Source organism: Sulfurimonas sp., from assembly GCF_047622445.1.
Lineage (GTDB): Bacteria > Campylobacterota > Campylobacteria > Campylobacterales > Sulfurimonadaceae > Sulfurimonas.
In genome coordinates, this window is the sequence record NZ_JBLHOE010000014.1 from 36,426 (window position 1) to 53,483 (window position 17,058).

The following is a 17,058-nucleotide window of genomic DNA, read 5'->3' on the forward strand; positions in this document are numbered from 1 at the left end:
TACACTTTGAAATAAAATTAAGAGGAAAATCCTTATGTCAACAAACTTAATCATCTTTGGAGTAATTGTTATTGCTCTTATCCTTATGTACAACTCTCTTGTTGCTAAGAAAAATCAAGTAAAAAACATTTTTGCAAGTGTTGATACACAACTTAAAAAAAGATATGACCTCATCCCAAATCTTGTTGCTACTGTCAGTAAATATATGGAACATGAAAAGTCTCTCTTCACCGAAGTCACAAAACTACGTGCTGAGGCAAATAAGCCAAATATTTCTGATGCACACAAAATGAATCTTGATGCAAAAGTAACAGCGGCTCTTGGCTCTATTATGGTTGCCGTTGAAAATTATCCAGATCTTAAAGCAAATGAAAATGTTATGCATCTTCAAAGAAGTCTTAATGAAGTAGAAGAACAAATTGCAGCTTCTCGTCGTGCCTTTAATCAAGCAGTAACTGACTACAACAATGCAATAGAAATGTTTCCTTCAAACTTTATGGCAAGTGCTATGCGTTATACTAAAAAGGATGTTTTTGAAATTAGTGAGACCCAAAGAGAAAACATAAATGTTAAAGAGCTATTTAACACCTAGATGAAAAGTCTTAGTCAACTCACTAATTTTTACTACCAAGTACTTTTCAAGCCATTAGAAGTACTTGAGAAAAATAGAAAACAATTACGCCATAGAATTGTTGTAGTTGGCATTCTTTTTACCATCTTTACCCTTATTCTTTACTCCTTTATATTTTCTGCAACACATGGCGAATCTAACATTATGATGTTCTTTGCTTTTGGATATTTTATTCTTGGTGGTATTATCTATAAAATGCTTATTAAAGACTATACAAAAGAATTTAAAGAAAAAATCATTTTACCACTTATAACAGAGCTTGATTCCAATCTTAGTTATGTGCCAGAGCAACATATTTCACAAAGACATTTTGAAACTTCTAAACTTTTCAACTCTCAAATCGATAGATTTTCGGGAAATGATTTTGTACATGGAAAGATAGATGATGTTCATATAGAGTTTTCCGATATTCATGTTGAAAAAAAATCAAAAAGTTCAAAGAATCAGGATAGTTGGACTACTGTATTTCAAGGTCTTTTTATCGTTGCTGATTTTCATAAACATTTTAAAGGTACCACTGTCATTTTACCCGACACTGCCCAGAGTACTTTTGGAGATTTTATAGGTGGATGGTTACAATCGAACAATATATCAAGAGAAGAACTCGTTAAAATGGATAATCCAAAGTTTGAAAAAGCATTTGTTGTCTACTCTAATGATCAAATAGAAGCTAGATATATTCTTTCACATTCACTTATGGAAAAACTTCTTGTCTTTAAAAAACGCTCAAAACATAATGTGTACATCTCTTTTATTGGCGCATCTATCCATATGGCTATCGAGTATAACAAAGACCTCTTTGAGCCATCTATCTTTCATTCACTATTAGACTATAAGATTGCGATGGAATACGTCCAGTCACTTCACCTATGTATAGGTATCGTAGAAGAATTACAACTCAATCAAAAATTATGGAGCAAACAATGAAAATTATACTATTTAGTATACTTGTCTATCTAAATCTATTCGCCATTAATGTCGGAGATATCCCTACAAATATAACAATACAAGGAGATGATGGAGGGCTTGTGTCAGATGAAGGAAATTCATGGAGTTCTACATCTATAAAAGACAAAACTTTTGTATTGTTTTATGTTGATCCAGATGAAAAAGATACCAATTCTCACTTTAATAAACTTTTAAAGGCTAAAGCTTTTGATAAAAATAAATTTGCAAGTATTGCTATTATTAACTTGGCCGCAACGTGGAAACCAAACTTTGTTATAGAAAGTATCTTACAAACCAAGCAAGAAGAATTTCCAGATACTATTTACGTAAAAGACAAAGCAAGTATACTTGTCAAAGAATGGCAACTACCTGATGATGCGTCAAATATTATACTTTTTTCTACTCACGGTAAAGTTTTATTTTTCAAGTCTGGTAAAATGGAAAATAAAGATATTGAAAAGTTTTTATTTCTACTAAATAAGGAGCTATAAATGAATAATCAAAATCTATTTTTTCTCAGTATAAAAGACTTTTTATCGATGCAAATGCTTAAGTATGCACTTATGCCTTTTATCATTTCTATGCTAATTATGTATACATTTTTCTTTCTACTAGCGGGAGCTGGGCTTGATGCACTAGGTTCACTCGATGTACAAAGTAGTACAACCACTATGCAAAACGGTGTACCGCATACTGAAACACTTGAAGCACAACTTGAGGGAACTGCTATTATTAAGTTTCTTATGAGCCATGCTATTACATCATGGATTGCAACATTTCTCATCTACGCTATTGGTGGGTTTATGACTTTGTATGTCTCTATTATCGTAGCGCTTTTAGTCATAGGATTTTTAACACCCTTTGTCCTAAAAGAACTGCAACGTAGACATTATAAAGATGTAGAAATGATCGGATATACAAACATACTCACAGGTATACTCTATGTTGTGAAATGGGCCTTCGTGATGATTTTACTCTTTATTCTTTTTATTCCTCTATATTTTATACCACTTATAAATATTGTCGCATTTAACTTTCCACTTTATTACTTCTTTCATAAGGTTATGACATTTGATGTAGCTTCAAATATTGCAACAGAAGAAGAGGACCATACAATGAAGTTTAGAAATGGAACTGATTTAAGACTAAAAACATTAGCCCTTTATCTTGTATCTTTAATTCCCTTTGCAGTCTTTTTTGGAGCAATATTTTATGTAATTTATTTAGGAAATACTTACTTCACCGGTATTAGAGAAATGAGAGAGAATGAGGCAAGAAAAATAGCAGGGAGTGAAGCGACTATAGAAGCTTAACTTTCTTCTTTCTCTGCTTCTTTTAAAACCAAAGCTCTATAGGCTTCATCTTTTGGAACAAGTCCAGCTTCGTATAAGAACTGCGAAGGCATAAAGTTTAGTTTTTTCATCTTGTCATACTTTGCAAAAGAAAGATACAAAATATCTTTTGCTCTTGTAACAGACACATAAAAAAGTCGTCTTTCCTCATCAAGAGAACCACCCTTTTGCATAAGCTTACGATTTGGAAATCTTCCATCCATCAAGTCAATTACATATACTTCTTTATATTCTAATCCTTTGGAAGCATGAACACTTAAAAGATTGACCCCCTCACCTTGTGTTAAGTCAGATGAACCTAAAATCATAGCATTTAAAAATCTTTCATGTTCTGAATACGGTTTAGATAATTCTTCTAAAAGTAACATTTTTCTTGTGATTCGAGAAAGTGATTCTGTTTTTTGCTTCTCATCTATACTTCCATCTTTTAGTTGTGCACGTTTGCTTGAGAGTACATCTGAGATACGATTATACATAGATGAAGCTACGATTTTACGTATGATAGTACGAGGTTGCTTCATCCCTTTTAAGTCACGATATAACAAGTAAAAATCGTGTAAGAAACTCGCCCCATCTTTTGTAAGTTTTGGATGCTTAAGTATAGGGTTTTTCATAAACTTCGCTTCAAACCCAAGTTTAGCGAACTTACCAACAGCACCCAGTTCTAAAAACTCATCAAAAAGACCAAGTTGATGTGAAACCTTCCTTTTCTCAAATGGATTTTTAATAGACTCATCTGCTGCATACAAACCATAAAATATACTTCCATGACCTAAGTTTTTAAGTGCAAGGTACATCTCTTTAGCCATAGCAGAACCAACTCCACGTGCAAACTCAAAGAGGTGAATAAAGCTCATCATATCCGCTTCATTTACAAGAAGTGTATATAAATCTAGTACCGCTTTTACTTCTTTAGAATCAAAAAAGCTTGTTCCACCTTTACGCTTACATGGAATGTCTAATTCACGAAGTCCTACTTCTATCCCATCAGCAGATGAATTGTTTCTAAAGATGACAGCTATCTCTTCACGTGGAGTTTGAGAGTCTCTAATCTTTGCTGCCATTGCATGGTACTGATCAAATAATTCATCATAAGCTAAAAGTTTTGGTGCTTGGGCAGGTGCATTCCTTGTTACCTCTAACTGTTTAGGATAGATTCTTTCATTATGTTCTATTACCTTTGTCGCAAGAGAAAGAATAGGTAAAGTAGAGCGATAATTTTTTGTTAGTGTATGCACTTTTGCATCTGGAAATTTTGTAGAAAATGAACCAATTATGGAAATGTCTGCACCATTAAAAGCGTAAATACTCTGATCATAATCCCCAACACAAAAGAGTGATGGTGGTTTTATTGCATCTATAAGTGTACCTTGAAGTGCATTTGTATCTTGGTACTCATCAACTAAGACTTCTTTATAACCTAAGTCTTTTGTTTTACAAATATCTCTAAAATTTAGAAGTAAATCATTAAAATTTACAAAGCCATACTCTTTTTTTAAAGCCTCAAACTCATCAACAATATCTGCATATATCATTGCAAATTGTTGATGCTCTTCATATTTTTCGCCAACCCAAGCTTCAAAATCACGTTCAAGTTCTGTGTTTTGGTAAAAAGAATATACATCATACAAATAATTACCACCATAAGGTGTAACTTCTGCTTCTATATTCATAAAGTTTCGTTTTTCAAATACACTTCTAAAAAGAGTTTTAAGTTCACGTTGCTGTTTTAGAACAACTTTTTGATCTTGTTTTTTCAACCATCTATAGGACACGGCATGAAAAGTACCTGCATCAATTTTTGAAGCTACATCTTTACCAAAATACTCAGCTACACGCTCAACCATCTCTGCGGCAGCCTTGTTTGTAAAAGTAAGAAGTAAAATTTCTTGTGGTTTAACTCCAGAACCTAAAAGATGCCCTATTCTACCCACAATGGTAGATGTTTTTCCAGTACCCGCTGAAGCGATGATTAGATTCTCAGAGTCTGAGGAAGTTGCCGCTGCATATTGTTCTTTATTAAGACGTGATAGTGGCATATAAATACTTCCTACATTTGGATTTTAAGAATGAGATTATACCTCTTCTATTTTAAACTTATCTCTGAAGTCACAAATTTTCAATATTATCCACAAATTGTCTTTACAAATATAACAAATATTATTTTTTGTGATATAATTATTTACAACTAATATTAAAGGTAATTTATATAATGGAAAATAATAACGATATATTGAAAATCATCTCAAATGAAACTATAGACTCAGTCCATAATATAAGTATTGTTACTCCAAGCATATATAAATCTTTTTTTGAAAAACATGCTACAACACATGGAACACCTTTAGAGGATGAAGAAAAATTAACAAATACACTTTTAAATCAAAAAATTCAAATAGCTCAAATCTTCGATGATAGAAATTTAGATAATGCAAAAAAACTAAGTACCAATACAAATAAAGCTATTACCGCCATCAAGGATAAAGATGAAGCTCTTTTAACTCAAGTTTTACAAGAAACTAACGAATTGAGACAAGAAATTGAAAAACTTAAAGAAGCTGTATATAGAGATGAATTAACACATGCGTACAATAGAAAATGGATGCATGATAAGTTTATTGATAATAGTTCTGACAGTTTTACCAAAGACGGTACTTTAGTTATGATTGATTTAAATTTTTTTAAACTTGTAAACGATACTCATGGTCACGTTGTCGGAGATAAAGTTTTAGTTTTTATGGCAAACCAACTTAAATCTGCTAAAGAAAATGTTGTGCGATATGGTGGGGATGAGTTCATTGTTCTTTGTGCCCAAGGGGTCCACCAAGATGCAGCTTTTAAAAAGATTGATGCAATTAGAGAAAAGATCATTGCAAAAAAATTAAAAACTAAAGAGCACTCATTTAGAATAAGTTTTTCCATAGGTACCTACGAATTTAAGAAAGGTGATTTGTTAGCTTCCGTCATTGAACATGCAGATAAAAATATGTATAAAGATAAGATAAAAATCAAAAAAAGAATCACAGGGATAGACTAAAACCCCACTCTAAGCAAACACTTTCCTCACTTTAGATATAATCGCGAATTAAATTAGAAATTTTAAGGTAATTATATGGCATCAGAAGCTTACGAACCACAAAATACAGAAAACAAGTTTTATAAAATATGGGAAGAGCGAAAGTACTTCGAAGTTGACGCAAACAAAGCGATTCAACAAGAGGGAAAAAACTTCTCTATTATGATGCCACCACCAAATGTCACTGGTCGTCTACACATTGGTCATGCACTTACATTCACACTTCAAGATATCATCACTCGTTACAAACGTATGGATGGTTACAAAACTCTTTGGCAACCAGGAACAGACCATGCAGGAATCGCTACACAAAATGTTGTAGAGAAACAACTTCTAGCTGAAGGAACTACAAAAGAAGAACTTGGACGTGAGAAATTTCTCGAACGTGTGTGGGCTTGGAAAGAAGAATCTGCCGGAATTATGACAGAACAACTTCGTCATATGGGTGTTTCTCCTTCATGGGAGAGAGAGCGTTTTACTATGGATAAGGGTTTACAAAAATCTGTAAAAGAATCTTTCCTTCATCTCTATAACGAAGGTCTCATAATTCGTGGAAACTACATGGTGAACTGGTGTACACATGATGGCGCACTTAGTGATATCGAAGTAGAACATGAAGATCATGATGGGAAGTTTTACCACATCAAGTACCCTTTTGCTGATGGAAGTGGTCACGTTGAAGTAGCTACGACAAGACCTGAAACATACTTTGGCGATACCGCGGTTATGGTTCATCCTGATGATACACGTTACACCGCTTTACTAGGTAAAAAAATTCGTCTTCCATTGCTTGATCGTGAAGTAACTATCATCGCCGACACTCATGTTGACATGGATTTTGGAACGGGTGTTGTTAAAGTAACTCCGGCACATGATCAAAACGATTATGAAGTTGGAAAACGTCATGATTTAGAATTTATCACAGTGTTTGATGAAAAAGGTATTTTAAATGATTATGCTGGTGAATTTAAAGGTTTAGAGCGAATACAAGCTCGTGAAATCATTGTAAAACGTCTTGAAGAAGAAGGTTTTATGGTGAAGATAGAAGATCATAAACATCAAGTTGGACATTGTTACAGATGTAAAAATATTGTTGAGCCATACATATCTAGACAATGGTTTTTACGCAAAGAAGTAGCTGATAAATCAATCGCTAAAACAAATGCTGGTGAAGCTACATTTTTTCCACCTCATTGGATAAACTCATACAACTCTTGGATGGGTGAACTACGTGATTGGTGTATATCTCGTCAATTATGGTGGGGACATCAGATTCCAATCTTTTACTGTGATGATTGTGATCATGAGTTTGCTTCACAAGAAGATGCGCCTTCAAACTGTCCCAAATGTTCTAGTAAAAATCTAACTCAAGATCCTGATGTTTTAGATACATGGTTCTCATCTGCTCTATGGCCTTTTTCAACTCTAGGTTGGGGAAATGGTGATACAGAAATGGATAAATTGTTTCAATCAAATGATATGAAAGACTTTTATCCAAATACGCTTCTTATCACTGGTTTTGATATTTTGTTTTTCTGGGTAGCTAGAATGATGATGATGGGTGAACACTTTAACGGTCAACTTCCATTTAATCATATTTATCTTCATGCTCTAGTGCGTGATGAAAAAGGCGACAAGATGTCTAAATCAAAGGGTAATGTAATTGATCCTCTTGATATGGTAAATACTTACTCTGCTGACATCTTACGTTTCACTTTAGCAGTTTCTGCAGCTCAAGGTCGTGATATCCGTATGAGTACAGATAAACTAGAGCAAAACCGTAACTTTACGAACAAACTTTACAATGCAAGTAAATACCTACAAATGAATGTTGAAACTTTTCCAGACTTAAGTGGATTTTGTTTAGAGACAGATCTTGGAAAGTATATGGCATCTCGTCTAAATTTTGCTACTAAAGAAGTTCGTTCATATATGGATGAGTATAAATTCAATGATGCGGCACTTGTTCTTTATAAATTTATCTGGAATGAATTTTGTGGTTGGGGAATTGAGCTTTCTAAAGCTGACAAAGACTCTATTGTAGAACTTGGAGCTATTTTTAAAGAAGCTATGAAGTTACTTCACCCATTTATGCCGTTCATTACAGAGTATCTTTACCATGAGCTTTCTGGAACTTCACTTGAGACTGGCGAATCTATCATGCTAATGCCATATCCTCATAAAACAAAAAAGAGAGAGAAAGAAGAACGTAAATTTGAAATCATCATGGATGCGATTGTATCAATTCGTCGTGCGAAGGTTCTTGTTGATTTAGCAAACCAAAAAATTGAAAAAGCATTTGTAAAAATTGATGGGATAAGTGAGCAAGATAAAACTGCGATGCTTCCATTTATTCTTAGACTTGCAAAAGTTACAGATGTAGAATTTACAGACATAAAAATAGAAAACTCAGTAAGTGATATTGCTGATACTTGTGAGACTTTTATACCAACTGACTCAATTGATTTAAGTTCTATCATCGCTAAACTTACAAAACAAGATGAAAAACTGCAAAAAGAGATAGATAAAGTTGGTGGTATGCTTAAAAATGAAAGATTTGTAGCAAATGCACCAGAAGATGTTTTAGCAAAAAATCGTGAAGCACTTGAAGATGCAAAAACAAAACAAGTGAAGGTTCAAGAACAACTAACTTCTCTAGAGTAGGTTTAAAATGAAAAATAAAATCATTGCTTATCAAGGTATTCAAGGTGCTTATTCTCACCTTGCGTATAAAAATGTTTTTCCTGACTCGTTAGCTATCGCATGCGATACTTTTCAAGATGCATTACAATTAGTTGAAAATGGCAAAGCAGATTTAGCAATGATACCTATTGAAAACTCTTCAGCTGGTAGAGTAGAAGAGATATACAGATTAATACCTAAGATGTCATTACATATTTTAGATGAGCACTTTGAAGCTGTAAACCACTGTTTAGTAGCTTTAAAGGGTGCAAGCATTGAAGATATAAAGTATGTTTCATCCCACCCCCAAGCCCTTGCCCAATGCCATAAAAAGTTAAGAGAACATAAGTTTGAAGTAATTGCAAAATTTGATACTGCAGGTGCAGCTCAAGAGTTAAAAGAGCTTAACGATAAACAGCATGCTGCTGTTGCATCAAATCTAGCTGCACAGTTATATGATTTAGAAATATTAGATAATGATTTTGGCGATTATAAAGGTAATACCACAAGATTTCTCATCCTTTCAAAAGAAAATATCATTCCAACTTACGATAAAAATATCCCTTATATTACGTCGCTTGTATTTAATGTTAGAAATATACCTTCATTTTTATATAAAGCTTTAGGTGGTTTTGCAACAAATGGAATTAATCTCATTAAACTTGAAAGTTATTCTATGACTGGATGTATGGATGCAAGCCAATTTCATGTAGACATTGATGCTCATATAGATGAAAACAGATTAAAACTTGCCTTGGAAGAATTAAGATTTTTCGCAGATGAAGTCAAATTATTAGGTGTTTTTAAAAGAGACCCATATCGAGAAATTATGAACAGTTTTAGTACGCATTAGCTACAATGGCACAAACTATTTTAGGATGAAGCTATGCCATCATTTTCACAATTAAAATTATCTGCTAATATAAATAAAGCCCTTGTATTAAATAATATAATCACACCAACTCCTATCCAAGAAAAAGTCATACCGCTTATCCTTGAGGGTGAAGACATTATGGCTAAAGCACAAACTGGAACTGGAAAAAGTGCTAGTTTTGTTCTGCCTATTTTGGAACTACTTCAGCAAAGAAAAGCAAAAGACGATTATAAAAAGTCAAGAATTAGAGTTCTTGTTTTAACTCCAACAAGAGAACTAACGCTTCAAATTAGCCAAACTTTTGAAACTTTTAGTACCTATTTAAGTCAAAAAGTAAAAGTTGTATCTTTTATTGGTGGTGAAGGAATTGGACAACAACTCTATGATGTACAACAAGGTTGTGATATTGTTGTAGCCACTTCAGGAAGACTTCTTGATATCTTCTCTAAAAAGCAAATGAACTTATCTCATTTAGAATTTTTAGTTTTAGATGAAGCAGATAAAATGCTTGATTTAGGATTTGCAGAGGAACTTGACGCTATTTTACAAGAAATTCCTAAAGAACGTCAAAATCTTCTTTTTTCAGCAACCTACCCCGAAAAAGTCTTAAACATTGCAAGTCGTATTACTCCACACCCTGTCAATGTAAGTATTGAGGGTGAAGAAGAAACAGTAGATAAAATAAAACAAAGAGTTATCTTAGTAAATAATGAAAACCGTTCCCCACTTTTAAGACATCTCATTAAAGAAGAAAAACTAGGGCAAACTTTAGTTTTTATGGCAAATAAACGTGCAACAGATAACATTGCTATGAAATTTAAGAAGCATGGATTGAATGCCCAATCTTTTCATGGAGACTTAGATCAAGAAGAAAGAAATATAACCTTACAAGCGTTTAAAGACAAAAAAATAAATATACTCTTCACCACTGACTTAGTTTCTCGTGGTTTAGATATAGATGATATCTCTTGTGTAATTAACTTTGACCTTCCACGTTCTCCTACTGATTATATTCACCGTATTGGAAGAACTGCTCGTGCAGGAAAATCTGGTTTAGCCATCTCTTTTATAGATTATGAAAGTGAAGCTCATTTTACACTTATAGAAAAGCGCTCAAATATTACACTTAAGCGTGAAACGATTGAAAGTTTTGAATTAAGTGCTGAAGTAAGAAAAAAAGAAAAAGGCCCTGCCCCGGTAAAGGGAAAGAAAAAGAGTAAAAAAGATAAACTTAGAGAAAAAGAAACAGCAAAAAATAATTAAACGCTCTCCTAAATATATTAGACAACGAGTGTTATTTTATTTTTGCTACTTTTGTAACATTTTAAATTGAGTTGGTTTTATCAACTTCTCAGTATCAGCAAGCTCTGTGGGGAAACCCTCATCTTTAGGGAAAGATAAACGTGTTAAATTATTTTTAATATTAGGGTTTATAATTAAATTGGGTTTTAATTTTTTACCTAACTTGTTTAATGCCAAATCCACATAATCATCATATAAAATTAATTCTAAAGAGTACTGTATATTTCCTTCTATATTTTTCAATATATAGGCATCTTCTATAACTGTATGTACTTTATCTGTTGTTACGCTAATAAATAACTCATCTGCATATTTAATCTGTATTTTACTGATAGCTAATGTAAATACAAGATCTTCTTCTCTTAGTTTTAATATACAAAATAAAGATTCTGTCTGATTTGTATCCACTCCTTGAGAATAACTATATAGCGATATTTGATAGGTACCAACATTTGAGCTAGATAAAATATATTTTTTATCATCTATTTTTGCTTTAATTTCTAGTACTTTCTCTGTAAAATCTATTTTAATCGGTTCTGATACCTTGTTAGTATAATCTATTTCTACTAGTTCTGAAACAATCTGTTTAGGTGTAGAGACACTTATATTATCAGACTTAGTAGAAATATTATAATAAAGTATAGCCGTCGGTAACAGAAACAACTTGAATTATATAGGCTGTACTAGCAAAAAGTGTTGCACTAAGAACTAAGAAAATGGATATGATTTTTTTCATGGTAACTCCTATTTATTAAAATACCTTTTGAATAAATATTTCATATATTATCACTAAATAGAACTTAAACAATTCTTAAATTAATAAATATTATTAATTGTTAATATCTAGGTTTCCATATCCCCACATATCTTTTAAATCTTTTACCATTGTGTCATACATAGAAATAGCATCCTCTATTTTTTTAACATAGGTAGCACCAATATTCCGACTAGAATCATCTCTATCTGATTGTAAGAGTTCTTGTAGGGCATCTCTTCTATTGGTATAGTCTTCAATCACTTCTGATCTTGAATAACTATTTTTTACTACTTCAGAAGTTATAAAACTTTCTGCTCCTACGTAATCTTTAATATCTTGTTTATTTTTATGTGCTTCTTTAATTGTTTGAGATACTTGTTCTTGGTAAACTTCATAATTCTCTTTAAACTCTTGTGTTTGAGAAAACTCATCACTCAATGAGTAGAGATTTTTAAACTCATTTAATCTTATTTTGTAATCTTCATCTTTAGTAATCTCTTCAAAGTTATTGAAGTACTTTATCTTATCTGGATCAGGAATATATTCCTGTGTGGCTTGTTCATGAGCATATTGTTTTTGTCTATCATCAAAATCAACACCAATTACTGTTCCAAATCTCTTAATTAATTTTTCTGCATCATCTCCTAAAAATTCAAATACTTCATCTCTATTCATGTTGGAGATTTTTTCTCCACCATAGCCTATGATCGTAAAATTATCAAGTTCTTCATATGAAATAGCTTTATGATTTTCATACTCAAGCATTAGCTCAGATGTTATTTTACTTCCAAGTGACTCTACTTTTGTAAGTTGAAAAAAAAGTGTAGAGCTATATTTTGTATCAAAAGCATTTAAGTTATTTTTACCTTCACTAGTTGAATTATTCATTAAACTAGTAAGATAATTTACAAGCTCTTTATTAGTCTTTTCTTGTGTTAAATCAGTTGTCATATTTTGGCTTAAATCAGTACCTAAATCAAAATAGTCATATGCATTTTTATTTATTGAATTTGTTTTTTCATTTATTTGTTCTGTTGGAGTAATAGAAGTTTGCTGTGATAATATTGTACCTAATGGGATAGGAAAAGTATTTTGAAGGGATGTTGATAATTGCATAGTACACCTTTTAAATATATAAGCAATTAATACTATCGGTAAATGTTCTAAACTATTAAATAAATTTAATAATTTACAATTAGTTAAGTAAATTGGAGATTAAAAAGTAAATATTTATAGCCAGTTAGATATAATTCGCAAATAATAAATATTCTATTTTAAGGTACTAAAATTGTTTGATTTAAAAAAATATTCAGCAAGTAATATTAAAAATGATATTCTCTCTGGTCTCGTTGTAGCCGTTGCTTTAGTTCCTGAAGCCATAGCATTTTCTGTTATTGCAGGTGTTAGTCCGATAGTCGGACTTTACACTGCATTTATTCTAGGTCTTATTACTGCCCTTATTGGTGGAAAGCCAGGAATGGTTTCAGGAGCTACTGGTTCTGTTGCCGTTGTACTTGTTGGTTTATCACTTGAAGCAAATGGTATTTTATCAGCACAAGGGCTTGATAAAGATGCTATTGCAATGGGAATTCTTCATTATATACTTCTTGCCACTGTTATAGCTGGACTTATTCAAATAGCAATTGGAGCACTCAAACTTGGTAAATTTATTCGTCTTGTTCCTACTCCTGCTATTCATGGATTTGTAAATGGTTTAGCGATTGTTATCGGTACTGCTCAGTTTACATTCTTTGAAGGTCAAGGGTATATGATGTATCTTCTTGTAGCCGCAACTATGGCCATTATGTTTATATTACCAAAGTTTACAAAAGCAATTCCAGCTGGTCTCGTAGCAATAGTTGCTATAACTTTAGGAGTTTACCTAACTGGTGCAAATACACTACTTTTAAGTGGCTTAGATGATATGAGTAAATACACTGGGCAAATGCCTGCTTTTGAAATGCCTATGTATCTCTTTTCTTTTGATGCAATTTTACTTGTTCTTCCTTATGCTGTAATAGTTGCAATGGTTGGAGTCATCGAATCACTTCTTACACTTTCTGTTTTAGATGAACTTAGTAATACACGTGGTTCTGCTAACAAAGAGTGTATTGCTTTAGGAACTGGAAATGTCACATGTGGTTTCTTTGGTGGTATGGCTGGTTGTGCGATGATCGGTCAATCAATCATTAACTACACTTCTGGTGGTATTGGACGTCTTTCCTCATTTGTAGCAGCAGTTGGTCTTATCATCCTTGTTGTTTCAATGAGTGGTGTTTTAAATGCCATTCCGGTTGCAGTTCTTGTTGGAATCATGTTCATGGTAAGTATCGGTACATTTGAATGGTCAAGCTTCTCTAGACTCAACAAAATGCCACGTACTGATGCCTTTGTAATGGTAGCCGTAACAATTATTACTGTGGTTGAAGATTTAGCTATTGCAGTAATAGCTGGTGTTATTATGTCTGCACTTGCTTTCGCTTGGAAGCATGCAAAAATTTGGTCAAAAGAGCATACAGAAGAAGATGGAACAAAAGTCTATGAACTTGATGGTCCACTTTTCTTTGGTAGTGCTACTACATTTGGCGATAATTTCGATATAGCTAATGATCCTCTTAAAGTTGTGATTGACTTTAAAGAAGCAAGAGTTATGGATGCATCTGGTGTTGAAGCAATTGATATGATTACAAAAAAATACGAAGAAGCAGGGAAAAATTTACTTCTTCGTCACTTGTCAGCTGACTGTAAAGCTATCCTCAAACTTGCTGGACCACACTGTTCTTACGAAGAAGATGATCCAACATATAAAGTAGCATTTAATTACTAAACTGAATTTCCTTTAATATTCTCAAGGGCTTACCGTCAAAGTAACCTTGAGAATAATCAATCTTCTATTCTTTTTCTTTTTTTCGCTTTACAAAAATAAAGCTATTAGGTTTAATCTTTCTATACTTAGGCATACTTTGACCAATAGAAGCGTTAACATATGTTGGGTCTGCAATAATATACTTTTTATTATAAATCTTAACTCCATCACCTTTAATTGGAATGTATAAAGCAGTTGCCATATGATCTTTGTACTTTACGCCCACTACATCAATGTGAAATAATTCTTTAACAAGATAAGAAAATAATATTGCCCTGTCTTCACAATCTGATTTATCATAGTAAAGTGTTTCTTGTGCAAACATTACTTTTTCTCGACCAAACTGCTGAGAATCAACTTCATACTTAAATGCGTTTTGAACAAAATTTAAAACAAAATTAAGCGTTACACTTGCTTGCTTAGCATTGATATATTTTTTTAACTCTGCAGCTATTTCTCTATATGAAGAGTTATCAAGAGGGGCATTAAAAAATGTTTCATAATCAGCCTGTGGGTATGTAGCCATAAAATCGATTAGGTTTTGATTGTAAGTATATTTTATATCGTATCTTTCACCGTACTGCATAAAGTGTAATGTTTTTTCCATTCTCTTTTGTACAAATTTTGGTAAAGACTTCATCGATAAATCTAATGGCTTATCTGCCTCTGGATAGTTTTGTTTATAGGTAAAAACTTTACCTGCATTTCCTTTGGTATAGTTAGAAACTATGTAAAACTTCTTCTTTGCAATATTGTAGTTTGGTGTTGCGTATATAGTTTTTTCACTGTAATGCATTACTACAACGTGTCTGTTAGCTAAACCAACACGAACCGCATAGCCAAGCTTGTTAAATATAAACCATGACAGTAACCTAGATTCATCTTGGTTTACAAAGATAGCATCACTTAACTTTGTAATCAACATATACTTTCCCCAATCATTGAGGTTCAAATCATATGAAATATTTTTTATATTTTTTATTAAAGATTCATAAGGAGAGAGTACAACAGTATCAAAATATGCGCTAACCCCCTCTTTTGATTGAGGATAAAACTTTGCCTTTTCCATCCCTTGGGGAATATTTAAAGCTATTTTCGTACCAAAAAAATCAAAATTAATATCTTTTTTTGCTACAACTGGAATTACTGTTTCAAGGTGTGCTTTCTTTTTTTCAACTTCGATATTAACACGTGGACCTTGTTTCTTCACAACAATGTTTCTAGCAGGGTAAATCTCGCGAGGTTTTTTTTCTTTATATGTAGAGAGAGGATCTTTGAGATAATACGCTTCCCAATCAGACTTTAAGTAAGAAGTAAATATACGATCATTTTCTTCTTTATAGTTTTTAAATCCACTTGATTGGTCTCGACGAAAATCTGCAAAGGATTCTGCACGCAGTTGTGAAATAAGTGCTGTCAATACTAATACTAAAAGTAAACTAGAATGGCCAAGCCGCTTGTATAATTTTTGTTCCCCAACCTTGTTCTGTTGCACGGTCAATATCCCCTTGTGTTTTATAAAGTATCTTTGCTTCACTCATCTGAGCTGAATTAATATTATTGTTTTGATCTATATCATATGGACGAATTACACCACTTAATTTAATTATCTGTTTTTGTTTATCAATTAAAATTTCTCTACTACCAGAGATAAAATAATTTCCATTACTCAGGACCTTTACGATTCTTGCCGAAACAGTTGTAGTAAATGAAGCATCATTTGTTGCACTTCCTGCGCCTGAAAAAGCGCTACCACTTGTTGATCCAAAACCTATGTTTGAAAAGCCATTGAGCGTGTTTACAGCAGAATTCACAGCTCCATTAGCACCAGGAGAAGTAAATACACCTCCACCCAAAGTCATCGTGTCATCTTCAGTTAAAGCTTTAGCAGCTGTACTAGAACTTTGTGCAGCTTCAGAAATAATTACTGTTACTATATCATGTTTGTGCATAGCTTTATGATCTGAAAACAAAGGATTTTCACCTTGACCGAAAATACTTCCAGTTGAAGTATAATCTCGTTTATCTTCTTTAGCTGGCATCTGTTCAACATAAGGAGGTGGTTCAAAATTTATCTCAGGCTCAGTTAATCCTGCTGTACATCCATTTAAAAAAAGTATAGCACAAAATAGTGTCATAGTGGTGAGTAAGTTTTTTATCATTCATATCTCTTTGATTCTAGTCTTTGTTTCGTTATACTTCTAGCAAATTTAGTTCCAAGACAAAGGCTGTACCCATGTTATTAAGAGAAACAATTAACCAAGATGTAAAGACTGCTATGAAAGCAAAAGATACAAAAAAAAGAGATGCATTAAGACTTTTAACATCTGCGTTTAAACAAATAGAAGTAGATGAAAGAAAAGAGTTAAGCGATGAAGATGTCATCAAAATAATCCAAAAACAAGTAAAAAGTAGAAATGATTCAATCGTACAATATAAAGTGGCAGGTCGTGATGATTTAATGCAAGTAGAACTTGATGAAATTGCTTTTTATATGCCTTATCTTCCTGCTCAAATGAGTGATGAAGAGTTATCCTCAGCTGTGAGTGCTATCATACAAGAAGTTGGTG

The 17,058-nt window shown here is 32.7% G+C and carries 15 protein-coding genes; 10 read left to right on the top strand and 5 right to left on the bottom strand.

Annotated features, from left to right (window positions below; genetic code table 11):
• Positions 1-34 precede the first annotated feature (34 nt).
• From ACI9TV_RS04870 to ACI9TV_RS04885, 4 genes are read left to right on the top strand one after another with little or no spacing between them, the layout of a single operon-like run.
• A complete protein-coding gene (locus ACI9TV_RS04870; protein WP_415249639.1) occupies positions 35-592 on the top strand; it encodes a LemA family protein in 558 nt (185 codons plus the stop codon).
• Entirely contained in the window at positions 593-1,558 is a 966-nt protein-coding gene (locus ACI9TV_RS04875) for a DUF3137 domain-containing protein (protein ID WP_415249640.1), read from the top strand.
• Complete coding sequence (locus tag ACI9TV_RS04880; RefSeq protein ID WP_415249641.1) at positions 1,555-2,070, top strand: YtfJ family protein; 516 nt, start codon at positions 1,555-1,557, stop codon at positions 2,068-2,070. Before ACI9TV_RS04875 ends, ACI9TV_RS04880 begins: the two co-directional genes overlap by 4 nt.
• Positions 2,071-2,892 carry an EI24 domain-containing protein gene (locus ACI9TV_RS04885; RefSeq protein WP_415249642.1) on the top strand — a complete coding sequence of 274 codons (822 nt, stop codon included), beginning with the start codon at positions 2,071-2,073 and terminating at the stop codon, positions 2,890-2,892.
• Here ACI9TV_RS04885 and ACI9TV_RS04890 read toward each other — a convergent pair.
• Positions 2,889-4,970, bottom strand: a complete 2,082-nt coding sequence (locus ACI9TV_RS04890; RefSeq protein ID WP_415249643.1) for an ATP-dependent helicase — start codon at positions 4,968-4,970, stop codon at positions 2,889-2,891. The genes ACI9TV_RS04885 and ACI9TV_RS04890 overlap by 4 nt on opposite strands.
• A 173-nt stretch (positions 4,971-5,143) precedes the next feature.
• Here ACI9TV_RS04890 and ACI9TV_RS04895 point away from each other — a divergent pair, with 173 nt between their 5' ends.
• The 4 genes from ACI9TV_RS04895 (at position 5,144) to ACI9TV_RS04910 (ending at position 10,826) form a co-directional block, all read left to right on the top strand.
• Complete coding sequence (locus ACI9TV_RS04895) at positions 5,144-5,968, top strand: GGDEF domain-containing protein (RefSeq protein WP_415249644.1); 825 nt, start codon at positions 5,144-5,146, stop codon at positions 5,966-5,968.
• Positions 5,969-6,043: 75 nt separating this feature from the next.
• Positions 6,044-8,671 (top strand): valine--tRNA ligase, encoded by a 2,628-nt coding sequence (locus ACI9TV_RS04900; RefSeq protein WP_415249645.1) that lies wholly within the window; start codon positions 6,044-6,046, stop codon positions 8,669-8,671.
• 7 nt (positions 8,672-8,678) lie between these two features.
• On the top strand, positions 8,679-9,542 hold the full coding sequence (locus ACI9TV_RS04905) for a prephenate dehydratase (protein WP_415249646.1): 864 nt from the start codon (positions 8,679-8,681) through the stop codon (positions 9,540-9,542).
• Positions 9,543-9,575: 33 nt separating this feature from the next.
• Positions 9,576-10,826, top strand: coding sequence for a DEAD/DEAH box helicase (locus ACI9TV_RS04910; protein ID WP_415249647.1), 1,251 nt, complete (start codon positions 9,576-9,578; stop codon positions 10,824-10,826).
• A 45-nt stretch (positions 10,827-10,871) separates the two neighbouring features.
• Here the strand turns inward: ACI9TV_RS04910 and ACI9TV_RS04915 are convergent, their stop codons facing one another.
• Both ACI9TV_RS04915 and ACI9TV_RS04920 read right to left on the bottom strand, forming a co-directional pair.
• Complete coding sequence (locus ACI9TV_RS04915; RefSeq protein WP_415249648.1) at positions 10,872-11,528, bottom strand: hypothetical protein; 657 nt, start codon at positions 11,526-11,528, stop codon at positions 10,872-10,874.
• A gap of 166 nt (positions 11,529-11,694) precedes the next feature.
• Positions 11,695-12,738 carry a hypothetical protein gene (locus ACI9TV_RS04920; RefSeq protein ID WP_415249649.1) on the bottom strand — a complete coding sequence of 348 codons (1,044 nt, stop codon included), beginning with the start codon at positions 12,736-12,738 and terminating at the stop codon, positions 11,695-11,697.
• A 172-nt stretch (positions 12,739-12,910) separates the two neighbouring features.
• Between ACI9TV_RS04920 and ACI9TV_RS04925 the strand changes: the two genes are divergently transcribed.
• Positions 12,911-14,449 (top strand): SulP family inorganic anion transporter, encoded by a 1,539-nt coding sequence (locus ACI9TV_RS04925; RefSeq protein WP_415249650.1) that lies wholly within the window; start codon positions 12,911-12,913, stop codon positions 14,447-14,449.
• Positions 14,450-14,513: 64 nt separating this feature from the next.
• On the opposite strand, the gene ACI9TV_RS04930 is transcribed toward ACI9TV_RS04925, so the two are convergent.
• Together ACI9TV_RS04930 and flgH are read right to left on the bottom strand one after the other, a co-directional pair.
• A complete protein-coding gene (locus tag ACI9TV_RS04930; RefSeq protein ID WP_415249651.1) occupies positions 14,514-15,983 on the bottom strand; it encodes a hypothetical protein in 1,470 nt (489 codons plus the stop codon).
• Positions 15,928-16,650, bottom strand: a complete 723-nt coding sequence (gene flgH, locus ACI9TV_RS04935) for a flagellar basal body L-ring protein FlgH (RefSeq protein WP_415249652.1) — start codon at positions 16,648-16,650, stop codon at positions 15,928-15,930. Before flgH ends, ACI9TV_RS04930 begins: the two co-directional genes overlap by 56 nt.
• A 74-nt stretch (positions 16,651-16,724) precedes the next feature.
• On the opposite strand from flgH, the gene ACI9TV_RS04940 reads away from it, so the two are divergent.
• Positions 16,725-17,058: GatB/YqeY domain-containing protein (locus ACI9TV_RS04940; RefSeq protein ID WP_415249653.1), on the top strand; the 334-nt coding region annotated here is incomplete at its 3' end.